This is a genomic window from Spirillospora sp. NPDC052242 (genome assembly GCF_040679555.1).
Lineage (GTDB): Bacteria > Actinomycetota > Actinomycetes > Streptosporangiales > Streptosporangiaceae > Spirillospora.
In genome coordinates this window covers 104,452-124,600 of record NZ_JBFAUZ010000007.1, presented here as the reverse complement: position 1 = coordinate 124,600, position 20,149 = coordinate 104,452, and the positions used below count along the sequence as shown (strand labels likewise).

Sequence of the window (20,149 nt, the reverse complement as noted above, 5' to 3'; positions counted from 1 at the left end):
CTCTCCAGGAGTGACCCGCCCGGCGCCCAGCGCGACAGCGGCCCGGTTCGGATGTCGTGGCGGCGGCTCGCCGGGGAGCGCCAGTGCGGCCCGCGACCGGCTCGGTAGCAGGCGGGAGTCGGCTCGGCACCGGGTCGAGGGTGCGTTGTCCGTGGTGGCGGTGCGCCGGGCGGGGGGGCTGCCGTGCTCGGGACACGGCCGATGCGACGGGGGACCCGGTTGGGGGCGGGTGGTCGGGGGTGTCTGATAGGACGGGGGCGTGACCAAGGGAGCCGGGGGAGACAGCGGGGGAGCGGACCTGATCCCCGGGCTCGCCGATCTTCCGCGGGGGCCGGCGAAGGGCGGCGGGGCGAAGAAGCCGGCGAAGCCGCCCAAGAAGGGCGCGAAGGTGCCGGCGGGGGAGCTGCCGGTCGCGCGGGTCGCCGTCGACATCCCGCTGCCGCACCTCGACCGTCCGTTCGACTACCTGGTGCCCGCGAAGCTCGACGCCGAGGCGGTGCCCGGGTGCCGGGTGCGGGTCCGGTTCCGGGGGCAGCTCGTGGACGGCCTGCTGCTGGAGCGGGTCGCCGAGAGCGACCACGAGGGCGCCCTGATGTACGTGGAACGGGTCACGTCGCCCGAACCGGTGCTCACCCCGCAGGTCGCCGCGCTGGCGCGGGAGGTCGCCGACCGGTACGCCGGGACGTTCGCGGACGTCGTGCGGCTCGCCGTCCCGCCGCGGCACGCCCGGGTCGAGGCCGAGCCGCCGCCGGAGCCGCCGCCCCCGCTGGAGGAGGACGCGGGGCCGGGCCCGTGGGCCGAGTACCCGGCCGGGCCGTCGTTCCTGACCGCGCTGGCCGAGGGACGGGCGCCGCGCGCGGTGTGGACGGCGCTGCCCGGCCCCCGCTGGACGGACGCGATCGCGCGGGCCGTCGCGACGGCGCTGCGAGCCGGGCGCGGCGCGCTGGTCGTGCTGGCGGACGGGCGCGACGTCGCCCGCGTGGACGCGGCGCTGGCCGCGGAGCTCGGGGAGGGGCGCCATGTCGCCCTCACCGCCGAGACCGGGCCCGCGGAGCGGTACCGCAGGTGGCTGGCGGTCCTGCGCGGCACGGCGCGCGCGGTGGTGGGGACGCGCGCGGCGATGTTCGCGCCCGTCGCCGATCTCGGCCTCGTGGTGCTGTGGGACGACGGCGACGACGTGCACGCCGAGCAGCACGCCCCGTACCCGCACCCGCGCGAGGTGCTGGCGCTGCGGGCGCACCGGTCGGGCGCGGCGGCGCTGATCGGCGGGTTCACCCGGACGACCGAGGCGACCCGGCTGGTCGAGACCGGCTGGGCGCACGCGCTCGCCCCCGACCGGGCGCGGACCCGGCAGGTCATGCCGCGCGTCCGGTTCGTGGGGGAGGACGGGGAGCTGGCGCGGGACGCCGCCGCCCGCACGGCGCGGCTGCCGAACATGGCGTTCCAGGCGGCCCGGCGCGCGCTCGAGGACGGTCCGGTGCTGGTGCAGGTGCCGAGGCGCGGCTACGTGCCGGGGCTCGCGTGCGTCCGGTGCCGGACGCCCGCGCGGTGCGGCGCCTGCCAGGGGCCGCTGGCGCTGCCGTCGTCGCACGCCGCGCCCTACTGCCGGTGGTGCGGGCGGATCGCGGGCGACTGGCGGTGCGCGGAGTGCCAGCACCCGCAGTTGCGCGCGATGGTCGTGGGCGCCAAGCGGACGGCCGAGGAGCTGGGGCGCGCGTTCCCCGGGGTGCCGGTGCGCACGTCGGGGCGGGACGCGATCCTCGACCGGATCGGCCCGGAGCGGGCCCTGGTGGTGGCGACGCCCGGCGCGGAGCCCGCGGCCGAGGACGGGTTCACGGCCGCGCTGCTGCTGGACGGCTGGGTGCTGCTGGGCCGTCCGGACCTGCGGGCCGCCGAGGAGGCGCTGCGCCGCTGGATGAACGCGGCGGCGCTCGTCCGCCCGGGCGGGCCGGTGGTCGTGGGGGCGGACGGGACGCTGCCGCCGGTGCAGGCGCTCGTCCGGTGGGATCCGGTGACGTTCGCGGAGCGGGAGCTGGCCGAGCGCCGCGAGGCCGGGTTCCCGCCGGCGGTGCGGATGGCGTCGCTGACCGGCACGCCCGCCGCGATCCGCGAGCTGCTGGCCGACGCGCGCCTCCCGGACGCCGCGGAGGTGCTGGGGCCCGTGCCGGTCGCGGCGGCGCCCGGCGGGCAGCGGGCGGAGGGCCCCGAGCGGGAGCGCGCGCTCGTCCGCGTCCCGCCGCGCGACGGTGCGGCGCTGGCGCGCGCGCTGAAGGAGGCCCGGGGCGTTCGCAGTGCGCGGAAAGCGGCGGAGGCCGTACGCGTCGAGATCGACCCCCTGGAGCTGATCTGACCAATAGGGTGCTCTGGTGGCCGATAACTGGGTGGAGTCGACCGACCGCGACCTGCGGCGGTGGGCGGACGAGCGCGGAGAGAAGCTCGACGAGCAGGGGACGCGGATCCTGCTGGAGCTGATGCGGGACGAGCTGGGCCTGCCGGGCCCCGGGGAGCTGACCCCCGAGCGGCTCCGGAGCCTCCTGCTGGAGGTGTTCCCCGAGGCGGTCGTCGCGGCCGCCGACGACGTCCCCACCGTGCTGGCGGCGCTGCGCGGCATCGTGGCGTACCTGCGCGACTCCGGGGCGGTCACCGCGCCGGACGCGGCCGCGCTGGAGACCGAGATCGACCGCGCCGCGCCCGAGTTCACCGAGATCGTCGGCGACTTCGACGCCGCCGAGCAGGAGGCCGCCGCGGAGGTCGTCGCGGGGCTGATGCGGGCCGACGGCGTCGCCATGGACGACCGGGAGGCCGTCGAGAGCTGGGTGCGCGAGTTCGAGAGCCTGCCGGAGGCGGAGCGGTTCGCGCGCACCGAGGAGTACCTGCGGGAGGTCGAGGAGCGCGTCGTCCCGCCGGTCCGAATCGCGCCGGAGGCCGAGCTGGCCGCGGCGGCGCGCGCGTCCCGGCTGACCGCGGCGGTCGTCGCGCTGGCCGAGTGGACGGGCGAGCGCGAGCTGACCGAGCACGAGACCCTCACCGACGACGACGCGGCGGAGGCCCGCCGCGTCCTCGGGCTGAAGGAGCCGGACGGCGGGTCCGACGGCGAGCTGGAGCGGCTCTGGTGGGCGGCGGCCGCCGCCGAGGTGATCGACGTCGAGGGCGGCCGCGCCGCGCCCGGCGCGGCGCTGGCGGGGCTGCGGTCCGCCGACGACGCCGCGCTGCTGGCCGCGTGGCTGCCGCTGTTCGACGCCGTCGCGGTGCCCGAGCACGACTACGAGGACGGGCTCGACGCCGGCGAGCTGGTGCAGAACGCGCTGACCGGCGTCCTGATCCACCTGTACGAGCAGGAGGAGCCGACCCCGCCGGACGAGCTCGTCGCCGCGATGATCGACCACATCGGGGAGCAGTACGTGGTCGAGGAGGAGGGCGCGGCGATGTCGCGGCTCCTCGCCGACGCGTTCCGCCGGGAGTTGGACGTCCTGGGGGAGTGGGGGATCGTCGAACCGGCCGGGGAGGCGGGCGGCCGCGCGCTGACGCCGCTCGCCGTGTGGGCCGTCCGGGAGCTGCTGGTGGCCGACGGGTTCCTGGCGCCGGTCGTCGGCGACCTGGCGGGCGCGACGGCGGCGGAGCTGGTCGCGGGCCTCGTCTGGCACCGTCCCGACACGGCCGACGAGGAGATCGGCGGCTGGCTGGACGGCCGGGACGCCGCGGCGGCCGCCGCCGAGCTCCTCGACGTCATGCGGACCGGCGGGCCGGGCGCCCGCAGCCTCGCGGCGTCCGTCCTGCACCGCATCGGCGCGGAGGCCGCGCCGGTCGTGCGCGCCGCGGGCGGGCATCCGCTCGCCGCCCCGTACGCGGCGATGTGGCTGGCGGCGGCGGGCGACCCGGAGGGCCGGGAGCTGACCCGCGACGAGTACCTGTGGGTGTTCGTCGACACGGTCGCCGGGATGATGGAGGCCGCCGACCCGGCGGAGGCCGTCGAGGCCGCGCTCGCCGACGTCCCGGCGGACGCCGACATGGCGGCCATGGTGGACGAGCTGTGGCGGATCGAGCACCCGGACCTGGTCGGGGTGCTGGAGGCCCTCGGCGAGCACTGCCCCGACCGGACCGTCGCGAAGACCGCCCGCACCGCCGCCTACAAGGCGCGATCCGCCTGACGCCTCCGTAAACTGGACGGTACGTCCCACGATCGAGCGTTCGACCCTGCAGGAAACGGAGCCCTCCTTGGCCGTCAAGCCCATCCGCCTCTTCGGCGACCCCGTGCTGCGCACTCCCGCCGAGCCGGTGAAGGACTTCGACAAGGAGCTGCGCAAGCTCGTGAAAGACCTCACCGACACGATGATCGACGCCCCCGGGGTGGGGCTGGCCGCGCCGCAGCTCGGCGTCGGGCTGCGCGTGTTCACCTACTACGTGGACGACCGCCTCGGGCACGTCGTCAACCCCACCCTGGACCTGTCGGACGAGCAGGAGACCGACGACGAGGGCTGCCTGTCGCTGCCCGGCCTGGCGTTCCCGACGCCCCGCGCCGTCGGGGTCGTCGCGAAGGGCTTCAACATGCACGGGGAGCCGATCACGCTGGAGGGCACGCACCTGCTGGCGCGCTGCGTCCAGCACGAGACCGACCACCTGGACGGCGTGATCTTCATCGACCGGATGGACCCGGAGCAGCGCAAGGCCGCGATGAAGGCGATCCGCGAGGCCGAGTGGTTCGGCGACCCGGCGCCGGTCGTGAAGGAGTCGCCGCACCGCACGTTCGGGAAGGCGCTCTGATGAAGCTCGTCTTCGCGGGCACGCCCGGCACGGCGCTGCCGTCGCTGGACGCGCTGCTGGCCTCCGACCATGAGGTCGCCGCCGTCGTCACCCGCCCGGACGGGCGGGCGGGCCGGGGCCGCCGCGTCGCCGCGAGCCCCGTCGCCGAGCGCGCCGCCGCCGCCGGGATCGAGGTGCTCAAGCCGGAGAAGGCCCGCGACCCCGAGTTCCTCGACCGGCTGCGGGAGATCGCGCCCGACTGCTGCCCGGTCGTCGCCTACGGGGCGCTGCTGCCCCGCGAGGCCCTCGACATCCCCCGGCACGGCTGGGTGAACCTGCACTTCTCGCTGCTGCCCGCGTGGCGCGGCGCGGCGCCCGTCCAGCGCGCCATCCTGCACGGCGACGACGTGACGGGCGCGGCGACGTTCGAGATCGAGGAGGGGCTCGACACCGGCCCGGTCTACGGGGTGCTGACCGAGCCGATCCGGCCGGACGACACCTCCGGCGACCTGCTCGGCCGCCTCGCCGTCGCGGGCGCGGGCCTGCTGCTGGACACGATGAACGGCATCGAGGCGGGGGTGCTGGAGGCGCGCCCGCAGCCGGGCGAGGGCGTCTCGCACGCCCCGAAGCTCACCCCGGAGGACGCCCGCGTCGACTGGGCGTCCCCCGCGCGGCACGTCGACCGGCTCGTCCGCGCGTGCACGCCCGCGCCGGGCGCGTGGACGGAGTTCCGGGACGCGCGGCTGAAGCTCGGGCCCGTCCGCCCGGCGCCGCCGGACGCCGAGCCGCTGCCCCCGGGGCGGCTGCGGGCGGGCAAGAAGGAGGTGCTGGTCGGGACGGCCACGCACCCGGTCGTGCTCGGCGAGGTCCAGCCGCCCGGCAAGCGTCCCATGCCCGCCGCCGACTGGGCGCGCGGCGCCGCCATCACCGGTGAGGACGCGCTGCACTGATGCCGCACTCCACCCGCAGACACGGCGGAAACCGGGACAACCGGGGCAAGGGCGACGGCGGCGCCGGGCGGCGTCCCGGCGGCCCGCGCCGCACCGGACGCCCGCAGGACCTCGTCCGCCGCACCGCGTTCGACGTCATCCGCGCCGTCGAGACCCGCGACGCCTACGCCAACCTGCTGCTGCCCGCCCGGCTCCGCGACCGCGACCTCACCGGCCGCGACGCCGCGCTCGCCACCGAGCTGACCTACGGGACGCTGCGCGGCCGCGGCACCTACGACGCCGTCCTGGCGCTGTGCAGCGACCGCGAGCTGCGCCGCATCGACGCCCCGCTGCTGGACGTTCTGCGGCTCGGCGCCCACCAGATCCTCGCCACCCGCATCCCGCCGCACGCCGCCGTCGGCACCACCGTGGAGCTGGCGCGCTCGGTCGCCGGGCCCGGCCAGGCGAAGTTCGCGAACGCGGTGCTCCGCAAGGTCGCCGGGCGCGACCTCGACGCCTGGCTGGCGATCATCGCGCCGCCGGACGCCGAGCCGGTGACGCGGCTGTCGGTCGCGCACAGCCACCCGAAGTGGATCGTGTCGGCGCTGCGCGACGCCGTGGGCGCCGCCGAGGTCGAGGACCTGCTCGCCGCCGACAACGCCCGCCCGCGGGTGACGCTCGTCGCCCGCCCCGGCCGCGCGACGGTCGCCGAGCTGGTCGAGGCGGGCGCCGAACCGGCCCCGTACTCGCCGTTCGGCGCCGTCCTGCCGGACGGCGACCCGTCCGCCGTCGCCGCCGTCCGGGAGGGCCGCGCCGCCGTCCAGGACGAGGCGAGCCAGCTCGTCGCGCTCGCGCTCACCGAGGTCCCGGTGGAGGGACGCGACGCGCGCTGGGCCGACGTCTGCGCGGGTCCGGGCGGCAAGGCGGGCCTGCTGTCGGCGATCGCGACGCGGCGGGACGCGCGGCTCGTCGCCGCCGACGTCCAGCCGCACCGGGCGGGCCTCGTCCGCGGCGCCGTGGACGGACGCGCCGGGGTGCTCGCCGCCGACGGCACCGCGCCGCCGTGGCGGCCGGGCGCCTTCGACCGGGTCATGGTGGACGCGCCCTGCACCGGCCTCGGCGCGCTGCGGCGCCGCCCGGAGGCCCGGTGGCGGCGCGGCCCCGAGGCGGTCGCCGAACTCGGCCCGCTGCAGCGGCGGCTGCTCGCGGCCGCGCTCGACGCGACCCGCCCCGGCGGCGTGGTGGCCTACGTCACGTGCTCGCCGCACCTGGCCGAGACGCGCGTCGTGGTCGACGACGTCGTCCGCGCGCACGGCGGCGCCGAGCGGCTCGACGCCCCGGCCGTCCTGGCCGGGTCGGCGCCGGGCCTCACCGGGCTGGGCGACGGTCCGTACGCGCAGTTCTGGCCGCACCGCCACGGCACCGACGCGATGTTCCTGGCACTCCTGCGCCGCGTCTGACGTTCACCTTGAGGAGGGCCCGGGTTCACCGCCGGGCCGCCCGCCGAGGAGGGAGGTCCGTGCTCACCGGCTTCATGCACGCGGTCTCGGCCGCGGGCAGCGCGGCCTTCTACGTCCCGCTTTTGGTGATTTTGTACTGGTGTGTCGCGCCGCGGCTCGCCGCGCGCGGCGCGGTGCTCCTGCTGCTCAGCGCGACCCTGAACACGCTGCTCAAGCTGGTCTTCCACGATCCGCGGCCGTTCTGGACGGACCCGTCGGTCGAGGGGCTCGCGGCGCACTCGTCGTTCGGGATGCCGTCCGGCCACGCCCAGAACGGGATCGTCGTGTGGGGGTTCCTCGCGTCGCGGGCGCGGCGGCCGCTGCCGTGGGCGGGCGCCGTCGTCATGATCGTCCTGATCGGCGTCTCCCGCGTGTACCTGGGCGTGCACTCGGTGTGGCAGGTCCTGGCGGGCTGGGCGATCGGCGGGGCGCTGCTGTTCCTCGCGCTGACGGCCGGTCCCGCCGTCGTCGCGTGGTGGGGGCGGCAACGGGTGCTCGCCCAGACGCTGCTGTCCCTGGGCGTGTCCCTGCTGCTGCTGGGCGCGTCCTGGGCCGCGCTCCAGCCCATCGAGGACTTCCGCTACCCCGCCGAGTGGCGGCGGGCCATCCTCGAGGCCGGGGGCGACATCGAGCCGCTGAGCCTCACCCAGGCGGCCATGATCACGGGCGCCCTGGCCGGGCTGCTCGCCGGCCTGTCGATCGCCGCGCGGCGCGGCCTGCCCGACCCCGGCGGGACGGTCCCGCGCCGCCTCGCCCGGATCGGCGTCGGCGTCGCGGGCGCACTGCCGCTGCTCGCGCTGAACCTGCCGTTCGATGGCCCGCACCCGGCCCAGGCGTTCGCCGTCCAGGCGCTCGTCGGCCTGTGGGTGACGGCCGGGACGGCCGAGGCGTTCGCCCGCCTGGGCCTCGCGGGGCGGGCGCGGCCCGATCCCACCCCCGCCGTCACCCGACCGGGTGACGGACCGCCCGGCCTCCGGCAATAGACTCTCCGCATCATGGCTCCGCAGATCTCACCCAGCATCCTGTCCGCCGACTTCGCCCGACTGGCCGAGGACGTCGCGCGCATCGCCGACTCCGCCGACTGGGTGCACGTGGACGTCATGGACAACCACTTCGTCCCGAACCTCACCCTCGGGCTCCCGGTCGTCCAGTCGCTGCTGAAGAGCAGCGCCCTCCCGCTCGACTGCCACCTCATGATCGAGGACCCCGACCGCTGGGCCCCGCAGTACGCCGAGGCCGGCGCGGGCAGCGTCACCATCCACGCCGAGGCCGCCAAGGCCCCCATCCGCACCCTGCGCGCGATCCGCGCCGCCGGGGCGCGCGCGGGCCTCGGAGTGAACCCGGCCACGCCCGTCGACGGCTTCGAGGACCTCCTCGGCGAGATCGACATGCTCCTGCTGATGAGCGTCGAGCCGGGCTTCGGCGGCCAGAAGTTCCTCGACGTCGTGCTGCCGAAGGTGCGCCGCGCCCGCGAGCTGATCAAGGGCCGCGACCTGCCCGTCTGGCTGCAGGTCGACGGCGGCGTCAGCGCCGAGACGATCGAGCGGTGCGCCGAGGCGGGCGCCGACGTGTTCGTCGCGGGCAGCGCCGTCTACGGCGCCGACGACCCGGCCGAGGCCGTCCGCCGCCTGCGCGGCCAGGCCGAGGAGGCGACCGCCAAGGCGGACTGGTGACGGACGGGCGCGCGACCGGCGCGCACCGGGCGGGCGGGACGCGCCTGCCGTGCGCCGCCGTCCTGTTCGACGTGGACGGCACCCTGATCGACTCGACGCCGCTCGTCGAGCACGCGGCCCGGCTGTGGGCGCCCGGCTACGGCATCGACGCCGACGAGTTCCTCGCCGGTGCGCACGGGCGCCGCACGAGCGACCGCATCGCCGACTTCCTGCCGCCGGACCGCGTCGCCGAGGCCACCGCGCGCCTCGACGCCCTGGAGGCCGCCGGGACCGACGGCATCACCGCCCTCCCCGGCGCCCTCGACCTCCTCGCGGGCATGAACGGGCTGCCGTGGGGCCTCGTCACGTCCATGGACCGGGGGCAGCTCGCGGCCCGCGCCGCCGCCGCCCGGATCCCGCTGCCCGACGTGGTGGTCACCGCGGAGGACGTCCGGCACGGCAAGCCCGACCCGTCCGGCTACCTGCGCGCCGCCGGGCTGCTCGGCGCGGCGCCGTCCGCGTGCGTGGTCGTCGAGGACGCCCCCGCCGGGGTGGCCGCCGGGCGCGCCGCGGGCGCGACCGTCCTCGCCGTCACGACCAGCCACCCGCCCGAGGCCCTGGGCGAGGCCCACCACGTCATCGAGGACCTGACGGCCGTCGCCCCGGGCCCGGACGGCCTCACGCTCGCCTGACGCGCCCGCCCGACCGCGCCCGCTCGGCCGCCGCCGTCCGGCTCCGGCCGCCGGAGCGGCGGCGAAGCGACGGCGGTGGACGTCCACCGCCGCCGCTCCCCCCGCATCGACGCCGGGTCTCCCGGGCGGAGGGACGGACCGGGACCGGCGGAGTCACGTTCGCCCCCCGCCGTCCCGCCGGCCCCCTCGGGTTCGCCGGCCGCGCAGACAACAACTAGCGTGAAAGTTGCCATAGGGCAACAGAATCCGTGTCGGTCCCGGCCGGAATCCGGCGGTTTCGCGGTAGGGGCCGCGACCGGAGGGCATCCCACCGTCATGAGACTGCGTTCCCCGGCTGCGACCGCCCCGGACGGCGCCGATCCGGCGCTTCGGACCGTTCCGGATCGGCGGGGACCTGCCCGCGTCGGCCCCGGAGACCGTCACCGGAAGCCGCGGCGCGGCGGCGTCCCGCGCCGCGACCGCGTCCCGGACCCGCCGGGCGCCGGTGACGGCGCCGGGCCCGGCCCGCGCCCGTCCCGGGCGGACGAGGAGGGAGAAGCGTGAGCATCGCGCTGGACGTGACCGTGGTCGAGCGGCACGGGCCGATCGCCGTGCTGTCCGTCGCGGGCGAGCTCGACCTGAACAACGGCCCGCTGCTGGCCGACGCGGCGCTGGACGCCGCGGGCGAGGGGCACCCGCACGTGATCCTGGAGATGTCCCGGGTGCCGTTCTGCGACTCCAGCGGCCTGAACGCGCTCATCCGGCTCTACCGCCGGCTCCGCGCCGAGCAGGGCTCCCTGACGCTGGCCGCGGTCCCCGCCCGCCTCACCCGGCTGCTGAGCATGACCGGCATCGACCGGATCATCCCCGCGCACCCGGACGTCCCGGACGCGGTGGAGACCGTGCGGGAGGCGGCCGGACGGCCCGACGCGGAGGCCCGCTGACCTGCGCGTCCGCCGTTCCGCCGCCGCGGCGGGGCCGCGACCGGCCGGCCCCGCACCGCGCGGGCGCCGGGCCGGGCGGTCGCCGTCGTGGCGATTTTCACAGAGGCGGGGAATGCGAGACATGGCACACTGGTTGGCAAGCATGAACGCGTGCTCCGGGGTCGGTGCAATTCCGAACCGGCGGTGACAGTCCGCGACCCGGCCGAAACCATCGGCCGGTTGACCCGGTGGAACTCCGGGACCGACGGTGAAAGTCCGGATGGGAGGCAGCGCGCGGTACGCCCCTGTTCAGGGGTGTAGTGGGCATATCTGCCGTACCCCCGGAGCCTTTGGAGTAGGAGGCCCGGGAGTGTTCACCGGCATCGTCGAGGAGCTCGGCGAGATCGCGTCGATCGAGCCCCAGGGGGACTCGGTCGCGCTCGCGATCCGCGGCCCGCTCGTCACCCAGGACGCCGTCCACGGCGCGTCGATCGCCGTCAACGGCGTCTGCCTCACGGTGGTGGACGTCCGGGACGGCGTCTTCACCGCCGACGTCATCAAGGAGACCCTCGACAAATCGAGCCTCGGCGCGCTCGAACCGGGCTCGAAGGTGAACCTGGAACGTCCCGTCCGGCTGTCCGACCGGCTCGGCGGGCACCTCGTCCAGGGCCACGTGGACGGCGTCGGCGCGATCGTCTCCCGGGAACCGGGGGAGCGCTGGGACGTCGTCACGGTGTCCCTGCCGGCCGACCTGAGCCGCTACCTCGTCGACAAGGGCTCCATCACGGTGGACGGCATCAGCCTCACCGTCGTCGAGGCCGGCGCCGACCGGTTCAGCGTCGCGCTGATCCCGACGACCCTCGCGCTCACCACGCTCGGCCACAAGCAGCCCGGCGACCCGGTGAACCTCGAGGTCGACGTCGTCGCCAAGTACGTCGAGCGCATGCTGGGCGACCGCGCATGAGCTGGCTCGACGCGAGCTTCACCGTCTTCGGCGAGCACGTCCTGTGGACCGATCTCCTCGGCAACGCGCTCTCCCTCGCCGTCGTGTGGCTCGCCATGCGCAAGACGATCTGGACGTGGCCGGTGCAGCTCACCGGCGCCCTCCTGCTCCTCGCGGCGTCCCTGCACGCCGACGTCCCCGGCAACGCGCTCAAGCAGGTGCTGTTCTGCGGCCTCGCCCTGTACGGGTGGCACCGCTGGACGCGCGGGCGGCGCGACGGCGAGGGACTCGTCGTCCGGCAGGCCACGGCCCGCGAGCGGATCGTGCTGGTCGCGGTGCTGGTGCTCGGCACCGCGGTCGTCGCGCAGCTGTTCACCCACCTGGCCTGGCTGGAGATCGCCTGGTCGCCGTGGGCGAACGCGTACATCTTCGTCGGCAGCGCGGTCGCGACGTTCGCGCAGAGCCGCGCACTGGTCGACTTCTGGGTCGTGTGGGTACTGGTCGACCTCGTCGGCGTCCCGCTGGCCCTCCAGTCCGGGCTGTACGTCTCCGGCGCCGTCTACGGGATCTTCTTCGTGATGGTGATGGCCGGGCTCCGGAACTGGCTCCGCGAGTCCCGGGAGGTCCGGGCCCCGCGCACAACCCCCAAGGACAAGGCGGTGACCGCATGAGCGGCAACGACGGCACGACCGGCAACGGGACCATCGGCGAGAACGGGCCCATCGACAACGGGAACGGCATCTTCGACGACATCGCGGCGGCGGTCGCCGACATCGCGGCGGGGCGCCCCGTCGTGGTAGTCGACGACGAGGACCGCGAGAACGAGGGCGACATCATCTTCGCCGCCGCCAAGGCGACGCCGGAGCTGCTGACGTTCACGATCCGCTACACCAGCGGGGTCATCTGCGTCCCGATGGAGGGCGCCGACCTCGACCGGCTGCAGATCCCGCTGATGACCGCGCAGAACACCGAGCGGATGCGCACCGCCTACACCGTCAGCGTCGACGCCCGCGACGGCGTCACCACCGGCATCTCCGCCGCCGACCGTGCGAAGACCATCCGGACGCTGTGCGACTCGGCGTCCGAGCCGCGCGACCTCGTCCGTCCCGGGCACATCTTCCCGCTGCGCTACCGCGAGGGCGGCGTGCTGCGGCGGCGCGGCCACACCGAGGCCGCCGTCGACCTCGCCCGGATGGCGGGCCTCGCCCCGGCGGGCGTCCTCGCCGAGGTCGTCAACGAGGACGGCACCATGGCGCGCCTCCCCGAACTGCAGGTGTTCGCCAAGGAGCACGGCCTCAAGCTGATCTCCATCGAGCAGCTCGTCGAGTACCGGCGCCGCACCGAGGCGCTCGTCACCCGCGTCGTGGAGACCCGGCTGCCCAACCGGTACGGGACGTGGCGCGCCGTCGGGTTCTCCAGCGCCGTCGACGGCGGCGAGCACGTCGCGCTCGTCCTCGGCGACCTCGGGGACGGCGCCGACGTGCTGGTCCGCGCGCACTCCGAGTGCCTCACCGGGGACGTCCTGCACTCCGAGCGGTGCGACTGCGGCACCCAGCTCGACGCCGCGATGGAGCGCATCGCGCAGGAGGGCCGCGGCGTCGTGCTGTACCTGCGGGGCCACGAGGGCCGCGGCATCGGCCTGCTGGCCAAGCTGCGCGCCTACGCCCTCCAGGACACCGGCTCCGACACCGTCGACGCCAACCTGGAGCTCGGCCTGCCCGCCGACGCGCGCGAGTACTCCAACGCCGCGCACATGCTGCGCGACCTGGGCGTACGCTCGATACGGGTGCTCACCAACAACCCGGCGAAGCTGCGCGGCCTGCACGGCTTCGGCCTGGACGTGCTGGGCCGCGAGGCCATGCCGGTGGTGGTCACCGAGGACAACCGGCGCTACCTGACGGTCAAGCGCGACCGTCTCGGACACGACATCGAGGGACTCTCATGAGCGGCGCGGGACGCCCCGAGGACACCGTCGTCGACGCGGCCGGGCTCACGCTCGGCGTCGTCTGCACCCGCTGGCACGAGCCGATCACCGACCCGCTGCTGGAGCGGTCCCTCGCGGCCGCGAAGGCGTGCGGGATCGACCAGCCCGTGGTCGTCCGCGTCGCCGGCGCCCTGGAACTGCCCGTCGTGGCGCAGCAGCTCGCCCGCGACCTGGACGCCGTCGTCGTCCTCGGCGCGGTCATCCGGGGCGAGACGGCCCATTTCGACTACGTGTGCGACTCGGTGACCGCCGGTGTGACACGCGTCGCGCTCGACGAGTCGACTCCGGTGGGCAACGGGGTCCTCACATGTGACAACATTGAGCAGGCAATGCAGCGCAGCGGGCTGCCCGGCAGCCGCGAGGACAAGGGATGGGAGGCGACTGTGGCCGCACTCGACACGGCACTGACCCTGCGAGGTCTGCGGCATCACGGTCACGCCGGGTACGGCCTGGAGCATTCGGGCTCCTGAACGTCCCCGGAAACCCGTACGCATCCCATCGAAAGGCAACTTCCGTGCTGTCACTCGTCCTGCCCAAGGGGTCGCTGGAGAAGGCGACCATGCAGCTGTTCGACGCCGCCGACCTCACCGTCCGGCGCACCTCGGACCGCGACTACCGCGCCTCCATCGACGACCCGCGCATCGACCGCGTCCGCGTGCTGCGGCCGCAGGAGATCCCGACCTACCTCGAACAGGGCCTGTTCGACCTCGGCATCACCGGCCGCGACTGGATCACCGAGACCGACTCCGACGTCGTCAGCCTCGGCGAGCTGAAGTACTCCAAGGCCACCTCCAACCCGGTCCGGGTGATCATGGCGGTGCCCGAGGACGCGCCGTGGCGGAGCGTGTCCGAGCTGCCCGAGGGCGTCCGGATCTCCACCGAGTTCCCCGCGATGACCGAGCGCTTCCTCGAGAAGCACGGCGTGAAGGCCCGGGTCGTCCCGTCCTACGGCGCGACCGAGGCGAAGGTCCCCGACATCGTCGACGCGATCGTCGACCTCACCGAGACCGGCTCGTCGCTGCGCAAGAACGGCCTGCGGATCCTCGACACGCTCCTCACCAGCTACACCGAGCTGGTCGCCAACCGCGAGGCGTACGAGGACGCCGAGAAGCGCGCCGCGATGGAGGACGTCGCGCTGCTCCTGCAGGGCGCGATCCGCGCGCGGGGCAACGTCCTGCTCAAGCTGAACGTCGCGCAGTCCGACCTGCAGGCCGTCCTCGACATCATGCCGTCGATGTCGTCGCCCACGGTCACGTCCCTCGCGGGGGGCGAGTCCAACGCGGTCGAGTCGGTCGTCGCCAAGCGCGGCGTCAACACGCTGATCCCGGCGCTGAAGGCCGCGGGCGCCCACGACATCCTCGAGATCCCCATCTCCAAGATCGTTGACTGAGACCCCGGCCCTGCCGACCGAGTGGCGTCCCCGCACCACCCGGCTCGTCGCCTACGCCACGGCGGGCGCGATCACCCTGGCCATGATCGTGCTCGCCGTGTTCGTGGCGCCCCAGTTCACCGTCGTCGACCGTGTCCTGATGGTCCTGTTCGGCCTCGGCCTCGCCTGGATCCTGCACATGCTGGCCCGCTGCCGCGTCACGGCGGACGAGACGGGCCTCACGGTCGTCAACGCGTTCCGCACCCGCCGCCTCGAGTGGCCCGAGGTCCTCGACGTCACGATGACCGTCGGCGACCCCTGGCCGCGCCTCGACCTGTCCGACGGCACCGCGCTCGGCGTGATGGGCATCAACGGCGCCGAGAAGAAGCTCGCCGGCCGCCAGGTGGCCGAGCTGGCCGCGCTCCTCAAGGCCCGCGCCGAAGCCCCCGACCCGGACTGACCCGCGGCCCGGCCGCGGGGGAGCGGCGTCACGCGGCCGTGGCGAGGGTGAAGGCGCCCGCGATCAGCAGGGCGGCCGCCCAGAGGCGGTCGAGGTCCCACCACGTGCGCTTGAGGATCGCCGCGCCGACGAGTTCGTAGACGAGCACGGCGACGACGCCCGCGACGGCGAGCATCGCGAGCGTGTGCACGGCCGTCACGAAGATCCCCGCCGACAGCGCGCTGCCGGACGCGTCCGCGAGCCCGTGATGGTGGTGGCCCGCGGCGACGGGCGCCGCCGACGGGGCGAGCAGCGGCACCAGCATCAGCCCCGCGCCGTGCGCGGACGACATCACGAACGACCAGCCCGCGAGCTGCCACAGGCCCACCGGGGCGGGGGCGCGGTGCGCCGCGCGGCGCCCGAGCAGCAGCCACGCCCCGAACCCGATCAGCACCAGCCCGCCGCCCGCGGCGAGGGCCCGGGCGGGGACGACCGTGCCGATCAGCGCGACGGCGACCGCGACGGCGCCGATGGACGCCGCGTGCCCCGCGGCGATCGCCGGCAGCGCCTGCACGACGAGCGGACGGCTGCGCTCCTGCAGGCCGCGCGTCACCGCGAACAGCCAGCCCATCGCCGGATTCAGCCCGTGGAACGCGCCGAGCGCCACGAGCGCGGCGAGCGAACCGTCGCGCATGCCCCGTCCCTCTCCGTGCGCCGTCCGTCGCGGTCAGCGTCCGACGCGGGGCGCGGGATGTCCACCGGCGCGGAGGTGACAGTCGGGAAACCGCCCGCGCCCTATGGGCGATCGCGATCTCGGTGTATAGCCTGGCGATGTGGTGGCGGACACGGTGCCGGGCGGGGCGGTCGCCTCGCCGGCGGAGCTGGCGGGCCTGCTGGACCGGCACGACTACCTCTGCGACGAGGGCCTCGCCACGGCGTGCTTCCTCGCGCTGCGGATGGGACGGCCGCTGTTCCTGGAGGGCGAGGCCGGAGTCGGCAAGACCGAACTGGCCAAGACGCTCGCGCGGGCGCTGCGCGCGCCGCTGATCCGGCTGCAGTGCTACGAGGGGCTCGACGCGTCGCAGGCGCTGTACGACTGGGACTTCCCGCGCCAGATCCTGCACCTGCGGGCCGCCGAGGCCGCGGGCACGGCCGACGCCGCCCGGCTGGAGGGCGAACTGTACGACCGCCGGTTCCTGCTGGCCCGTCCGCTGCTCCGGGCCCTGGAGACGACCCCGAGCGTCCTGCTGGTGGACGAACTGGACCGCGCGGACGACGAGTTCGAGGCGTTCCTCCTCGAGATCCTCAGCGACTTCACGATCACCGTGCCCGAACTCGGGACGATCCGCGCCGAGCGTCCGCCCGTCGTGGTCGTCACGTCCAACCGCACCCGCGAGGTGCACGACGCGCTGAAGCGCCGCTGCCTCTACCACTGGCTCGAGCACCCGTCGTTCGAGCGGGAGGTCGCGATCATCCGGCGGCGGCTGCCGGACGCGACCGCGCACCTGGCGGGGCAGGTCGCGGACGCCGCGCGGCGGCTGCGCGGCGGCGGGCTGCTGAAGCCGCCGGGCGTCGCCGAGACCATCGACTGGACCGAGGCGCTGCTGGTCCTCGGCGCCCGCGAGCTCGACCCGGACGCGGCGGCGGTGACGCTCGGCGCCGTCCTGAAGTACCGCGAGGACCAGGAGCGCGGCGGCGCGCTGCTGGCCGGGGGCTGACATGGCGGGCACGGACGTGACCGGGACGCTCGCCGGGTTCGCCCGGACGCTCCGCGCGGCGGGCGGCGCCGCCGACCCCGAACGCGTGCAGGCGATGGTCGCGGCGCTGCGGCACCTCGACGTCCTCGACCCGTCCGACGTGTACTGGGCGGGACGCCTCACGCTGTGCGCGGGCCCGGACGACCTGCCCCGCTACGACCGCGCGTTCGCCGCGTACTTCTCCGGGGAGACGCCGCGCCCGCCGCGACGGCCACCGGTCGTCGTGCGCCCCTCGCCGGTGCCGGTGCCGGAGGCGGGCGGCGGCGACGGCACCGGCGACGCGCGCGCCGTCACCGCGAGCCCCGCCGAGGTACTGCGGGAACGGGACGTCGCGCGGCTCGGGCCCGCCGAACGCGCCGAGGTCGCCCGCCTGATCGCGCTGCTGGACGCGGGCGCCGAGCCCCGCCGCTCGCGCCGGTTCGCCCCCGCGTCCGCCGGTCGGCTGGACCCGCACCGGACCGTCCGCGAGACGCTCCGGCGCGGTGGCGAGACGGCCCTGCCGCGCCACCGCGCGCACCGCCTCCGGCCCCGCCGCCTCGTGCTGATCGTCGACGTCAGCGGCTCGATGGCCCCGTACGCGGACGCGCTGCTGCGGTTCGCGCACGCCGCCGTCAGGTCCGGCGGCCGGACGGCCGAGGCGTTCACCGCCGGAACCCGCCTCACCCGCGTCACCCGGGAGCTGGCCGCCCGCGACCCGGACGCCGCGCTGGCGAAGGCGTCCGCGGCGATCCCCGACTGGAGCGGCGGCACCCGCCTCGGCGAGGAGCTGCGCGAGTTCCTCGACCGCTTCGGGCGCCCCGGCATGGCCCGCGGCGCGATCGTCGTCATCGCGTCCGACGGCTGGGAGCGCGGCGACGCGGCCCTGCTCGGCGAGCAGATGGCCCGCCTGCACCGGCTCGCGCACCGGGTGATCTGGGCGAACCCGCACCGGGCCCGGCCCGGGTACGAGCCCCTCACCGCCGGGATGGCCGCGGCGCTCCCGCACGTCGACGACTTCACGTCCGGCCACAGCCTCGCCGCCCTGGAACACCTGGCCCGCCTCGTCGCGGGCGCCGAGAGGACGATCCATCATGCGTGACGTGCTCGGGGACGTCGGCGGCTGGTACGCCGCCGGGGAGACGTTCGGGCTGGCGACCGTGGTGCGGACGTTCCGGAGCGCGCCGCGGCCGCCGGGGGCCGCGATGGCGGTGTCGGCGGACGGGGAGGCGGCCGGCAGCGTGTCCGGCGGGTGCGTCGAGGGCGCGGTGTACGAGGTGGCGCGCGAGGTGCTGGCGTCCGGCGAGGCGGTGGTGCGGCGGTACGGGGTCAGCGACGACGACGCGTTCGCGGTCGGGCTGACGTGCGGCGGGATCCTGGACGTGCTGGTGGAGCCCGTCGGCCCGGAGACGTTCCCCGAGTTCGGCGACGTGGCCGCGGCCGTCGAGAAGGGGGACCCGGTCGCGGTCGCGACGGTCGTCGGGGGGCCCGGCCGGATCGGCGCGCGGCGGGTGGTGTGGCCGGACCGCGCGTCCGGGACGCTCGCGCCCGGCGCGGCGCACGCGGCGCGGCTGGACGCGGCGGTCGACGACGACGCGCGGGGGATGCTCGCGCAGGGCGTCACGGGGGTGCGGCGGTACGGGCGGGAGGGGGAGCGGCGGCTGGACGAGCTGGAGGTGTTCGTGCACGCGTTCGCGCCGCCGCCCCGGCTGCTGGTGTTCGGCGCGATCGACTTCGCGGCGGCCGTCGCGCGGATCGGCCGGTTCCTCGGGTACCGGGTGACGGTGTGCGACGCGCGTCCGGTGTTCGCGACGCCGAAGCGGTTCCCGGACGCCGACGAGGTGATCGTCCGGTGGCCGCACCGGTACCTCGCCGAGGAGGCCGTGGACGAGCGGACGGCGATCTGCGTGCTGACGCACGACCCGAAGTTCGACGTGCCGCTGCTGGAGATCGCGCTGCGCACGGAGGCCGGATACGTGGGCGCGATGGGGTCGCGCCGCACCCACGACGACCGGCTGGCGCGGCTCCGGGAGGCGGGCCTCGGCGAGGACGAGCTGGCCCGGCTGCGGTCGCCGATCGGGCTGGACCTCGGCGCGCGGACGCCGGAGGAGACGGCGGTGTCGATCGCGGCTGAGCTGGTGCAGCTCCGGTGGGGCGGGTCGGGGCGCCCGCTGACCGAGACCGAGGGGCGCATCCACGGTGCGGAGGCGGCCGATGAGGGGTGAGGCGTCCCCGGCCGGGCTGCTGCTCGCGGCGGGGGCGGGCCGCCGGTTCGGCCGTCCGAAGGCGCTGCTGGAGCTGGACGGCGAGCGGCTCGTCGACCGGGGCGTGCGGACGCTGCGGGAGGCGGGCTGCGCGCCGGTGCTCGTGGTGTCGGGGGCCGCTCCCGTGGAGGTCGTCGGCGCGGTCGTGGTGCCGAACGCGGACTGGCGGGAGGGCATGGGGTCGTCGCTGCGCGCGGGGCTCGCCGCGCTGCCGCCCGGCTGCCCGGCGGTGGTCGTCGCGCTCGTCGACCAGCCGGGGGTGACGGCCGAGGCGGTCCGGCGACTGATCGCCGCGTACCGGGACGGCGCGCGGATCGCGGTGGCGACCTACGGCGGCGCGCCGCGCAACCCCGTCCTGCTGGCGGACGAGCACGTCGCGGCGGCCGCCGGGTCGGCGGTGGGCGACCGGGGCGCGCGGGCCTTCCTGCGTTCCCGGCCGGACCTCGTGACGCCCGTGCCGTGCGACGGCGTCGCGGTGCCCGACGACATCGACACCCCCGCCGACCTGGACGCCTTCACCCGTCGCGGGCCTCGGTGAGCGCGCGCTCGTAGGTCAGCAGGGTGTCGATGAACATCCGGCGCTCCGCGGGGGAGAGGGGTTCCAGGGCGGTACGCCAGGCGCCCGCGCTGCGCCCCAGCCACTCGTTGATCGCCGGGAGGTGCTCGGCGGTGACGGCGACGATGGCGCGGCGCCGGTCGGCGGGGTCCGCGCGGCGCTCCACGATGCCCTGCCTGCCGAGGTCGCCGACCATGAGGCTGACCGTCGCGGGCGCCACCTCCAGCCGTTTCGCGAGCTCGTTGACGCCCAGCGGCCCGTCGAACAGCAGGTAGGCCAGCAGCGACAGGTGCCGCGGCGCCAGGTCGAAGCCGGCGAGTTCGGGCGGCGGCTTGATGCGCTTGGCGGTCCCGACCAGGCGCGGCATGAGCAGCAGCATCGTGCGGACGCCCGCGTCCACGCCGTCGTCCTCGGTCTCGCCCATGCTTGCGGAGCGGTCCATGCGGC

At 76.0% G+C, this 20,149-nt stretch carries 21 protein-coding genes and 1 riboswitch; of the genes, 19 read left to right on the top strand and 2 right to left on the bottom strand.

Annotated elements, in window-relative coordinates; genetic code table 11:
• The first annotated feature begins 259 nt into the window (after nt 1-259).
• From AB0L25_RS07995 to AB0L25_RS07925, 15 genes are all read left to right on the top strand, one after another.
• Nucleotides 260-2,350 carry a primosomal protein N' gene (locus AB0L25_RS07995; RefSeq protein ID WP_500169802.1) on the top strand — a complete coding sequence of 697 codons (2,091 nt, stop codon included), beginning with the start codon at nt 260-262 and terminating at the stop codon, nt 2,348-2,350.
• A 16-nt stretch (nt 2,351-2,366) separates the two neighbouring features.
• Nucleotides 2,367-4,148 (top strand): hypothetical protein, encoded by a 1,782-nt coding sequence (locus tag AB0L25_RS07990; protein ID WP_500169801.1) that lies wholly within the window; start codon nt 2,367-2,369, stop codon nt 4,146-4,148.
• 67 nt (nt 4,149-4,215) lie between these two features.
• Nucleotides 4,216-4,761, top strand: coding sequence for a peptide deformylase (def, locus tag AB0L25_RS07985; RefSeq protein WP_500169799.1), 546 nt, complete (start codon nt 4,216-4,218; stop codon nt 4,759-4,761).
• Nucleotides 4,761-5,690 (top strand): methionyl-tRNA formyltransferase, encoded by a 930-nt coding sequence (gene fmt, locus AB0L25_RS07980; RefSeq protein WP_500169797.1) that lies wholly within the window; start codon nt 4,761-4,763, stop codon nt 5,688-5,690. The genes def and fmt overlap by 1 nt, the downstream gene beginning before the upstream one ends.
• The gene (locus tag AB0L25_RS07975) at nt 5,690-7,129 is read left to right on the top strand and encodes an RsmB/NOP family class I SAM-dependent RNA methyltransferase (protein WP_500169795.1); all 1,440 of its coding nucleotides are present in this window, start codon (nt 5,690-5,692) and stop codon (nt 7,127-7,129) included. The genes fmt and AB0L25_RS07975 overlap by 1 nt, the downstream gene beginning before the upstream one ends.
• 59 nt (nt 7,130-7,188) lie before the next feature.
• The gene (locus tag AB0L25_RS07970) at nt 7,189-8,151 is read left to right on the top strand and encodes a phosphatase PAP2 family protein (RefSeq protein WP_500169793.1); all 963 of its coding nucleotides are present in this window, start codon (nt 7,189-7,191) and stop codon (nt 8,149-8,151) included.
• Nucleotides 8,152-8,163: 12 nt separating this feature from the next.
• Nucleotides 8,164-8,841, top strand: a complete 678-nt coding sequence (gene rpe / locus AB0L25_RS07965; RefSeq protein WP_500169791.1) for a ribulose-phosphate 3-epimerase — start codon at nt 8,164-8,166, stop codon at nt 8,839-8,841.
• A complete protein-coding gene (locus AB0L25_RS07960) occupies nt 8,838-9,512 on the top strand; it encodes an HAD-IA family hydrolase (protein WP_500169789.1) in 675 nt (224 codons plus the stop codon). The genes rpe and AB0L25_RS07960 overlap by 4 nt, the downstream gene beginning before the upstream one ends.
• 539 nt (nt 9,513-10,051) lie before the next feature.
• A complete protein-coding gene (locus AB0L25_RS07955) occupies nt 10,052-10,435 on the top strand; it encodes an STAS domain-containing protein (RefSeq protein ID WP_500169787.1) in 384 nt (127 codons plus the stop codon).
• A gap of 146 nt (nt 10,436-10,581) precedes the next feature.
• A riboswitch (FMN riboswitch) is annotated at nt 10,582-10,712 on the top strand.
• A 72-nt stretch (nt 10,713-10,784) separates the two neighbouring features.
• On the top strand, nt 10,785-11,378 hold the full coding sequence (locus AB0L25_RS07950; protein ID WP_500169785.1) for a riboflavin synthase: 594 nt from the start codon (nt 10,785-10,787) through the stop codon (nt 11,376-11,378).
• The gene (pnuC, locus tag AB0L25_RS07945) at nt 11,375-12,028 is read left to right on the top strand and encodes a nicotinamide riboside transporter PnuC (protein WP_500169783.1); all 654 of its coding nucleotides are present in this window, start codon (nt 11,375-11,377) and stop codon (nt 12,026-12,028) included. The genes AB0L25_RS07950 and pnuC overlap by 4 nt, the downstream gene beginning before the upstream one ends.
• Nucleotides 12,025-13,302, top strand: a complete 1,278-nt coding sequence (locus tag AB0L25_RS07940) for a bifunctional 3,4-dihydroxy-2-butanone-4-phosphate synthase/GTP cyclohydrolase II (RefSeq protein ID WP_500169781.1) — start codon at nt 12,025-12,027, stop codon at nt 13,300-13,302. The genes pnuC and AB0L25_RS07940 overlap by 4 nt, the downstream gene beginning before the upstream one ends.
• Nucleotides 13,299-13,811 (top strand): 6,7-dimethyl-8-ribityllumazine synthase, encoded by a 513-nt coding sequence (gene ribH, locus AB0L25_RS07935; protein ID WP_500169779.1) that lies wholly within the window; start codon nt 13,299-13,301, stop codon nt 13,809-13,811. The genes AB0L25_RS07940 and ribH overlap by 4 nt, the downstream gene beginning before the upstream one ends.
• A 44-nt stretch (nt 13,812-13,855) precedes the next feature.
• On the top strand, nt 13,856-14,731 hold the full coding sequence (gene hisG, locus AB0L25_RS07930) for an ATP phosphoribosyltransferase (RefSeq protein ID WP_500169777.1): 876 nt from the start codon (nt 13,856-13,858) through the stop codon (nt 14,729-14,731).
• Nucleotides 14,724-15,170, top strand: coding sequence for a PH domain-containing protein (locus AB0L25_RS07925; RefSeq protein ID WP_500169775.1), 447 nt, complete (start codon nt 14,724-14,726; stop codon nt 15,168-15,170). The genes hisG and AB0L25_RS07925 overlap by 8 nt, the downstream gene beginning before the upstream one ends.
• A 28-nt stretch (nt 15,171-15,198) precedes the next feature.
• Here the strand turns inward: AB0L25_RS07925 and AB0L25_RS07920 are convergent, their stop codons facing one another.
• Nucleotides 15,199-15,843, bottom strand: coding sequence for a hypothetical protein (locus tag AB0L25_RS07920; protein ID WP_500169773.1), 645 nt, complete (start codon nt 15,841-15,843; stop codon nt 15,199-15,201).
• 139 nt (nt 15,844-15,982) lie between these two features.
• On the opposite strand from AB0L25_RS07920, the gene AB0L25_RS07915 reads away from it, so the two are divergent.
• The 4 genes from AB0L25_RS07915 to AB0L25_RS07900 are packed head-to-tail and all read left to right on the top strand — an operon-like array spanning nt 15,983 to nt 19,684.
• Nucleotides 15,983-16,867 (top strand): AAA family ATPase, encoded by an 885-nt coding sequence (locus AB0L25_RS07915; RefSeq protein ID WP_500169771.1) that lies wholly within the window; start codon nt 15,983-15,985, stop codon nt 16,865-16,867.
• Between the two features lies 1 nt (nt 16,868).
• Entirely contained in the window at nt 16,869-17,984 is a 1,116-nt protein-coding gene (locus AB0L25_RS07910; protein ID WP_500169769.1) for a vWA domain-containing protein, read from the top strand.
• Nucleotides 17,977-19,107: an XdhC family protein gene (locus AB0L25_RS07905; RefSeq protein WP_500169767.1), complete on the top strand. Its 1,131-nt coding sequence runs from the start codon at nt 17,977-17,979 to the stop codon at nt 19,105-19,107. Before AB0L25_RS07910 ends, AB0L25_RS07905 begins: the two co-directional genes overlap by 8 nt.
• Complete coding sequence (locus AB0L25_RS07900; RefSeq protein WP_500169765.1) at nt 19,097-19,684, top strand: nucleotidyltransferase family protein; 588 nt, start codon at nt 19,097-19,099, stop codon at nt 19,682-19,684. Before AB0L25_RS07905 ends, AB0L25_RS07900 begins: the two co-directional genes overlap by 11 nt.
• Here AB0L25_RS07900 and AB0L25_RS07895 read toward each other — a convergent pair.
• A complete protein-coding gene (locus AB0L25_RS07895) occupies nt 19,662-20,126 on the bottom strand; it encodes a MarR family winged helix-turn-helix transcriptional regulator (RefSeq protein WP_500169763.1) in 465 nt (154 codons plus the stop codon). The two genes, AB0L25_RS07900 and AB0L25_RS07895, sit on opposite strands and share 23 nt — an antisense overlap.
• Between the last annotated feature and the right edge of the window lie 23 nt (nt 20,127-20,149).

Coding starts and splice junctions, on each gene's coding strand:
- fmt (WP_500169797.1), top strand. CDS start 4,761: ATGAAGCTCGTCTTCGCGGGCACGCCCGGCACGGCGCTGCCGTCGCTG.
- AB0L25_RS07920 (WP_500169773.1), bottom strand. CDS start 15,843: ATGCGCGACGGTTCGCTCGCCGCGCTCGTGGCGCTCGGCGCGTTCCAC.
- AB0L25_RS07895 (WP_500169763.1), bottom strand. CDS start 20,126: ATGGGCGAGACCGAGGACGACGGCGTGGACGCGGGCGTCCGCACGATG.
- pnuC (WP_500169783.1), top strand. CDS start 11,375: ATGAGCTGGCTCGACGCGAGCTTCACCGTCTTCGGCGAGCACGTCCTG.
- AB0L25_RS07900 (WP_500169765.1), top strand. CDS start 19,097: ATGAGGGGTGAGGCGTCCCCGGCCGGGCTGCTGCTCGCGGCGGGGGCG.
- rpe (WP_500169791.1), top strand. CDS start 8,164: ATGGCTCCGCAGATCTCACCCAGCATCCTGTCCGCCGACTTCGCCCGA.
- ribH (WP_500169779.1), top strand. CDS start 13,299: ATGAGCGGCGCGGGACGCCCCGAGGACACCGTCGTCGACGCGGCCGGG.
- AB0L25_RS07975 (WP_500169795.1), top strand. CDS start 5,690: ATGCCGCACTCCACCCGCAGACACGGCGGAAACCGGGACAACCGGGGC.
- AB0L25_RS07940 (WP_500169781.1), top strand. CDS start 12,025: ATGAGCGGCAACGACGGCACGACCGGCAACGGGACCATCGGCGAGAAC.
- AB0L25_RS07910 (WP_500169769.1), top strand. CDS start 16,869: ATGGCGGGCACGGACGTGACCGGGACGCTCGCCGGGTTCGCCCGGACG.
- AB0L25_RS07905 (WP_500169767.1), top strand. CDS start 17,977: ATGCGTGACGTGCTCGGGGACGTCGGCGGCTGGTACGCCGCCGGGGAG.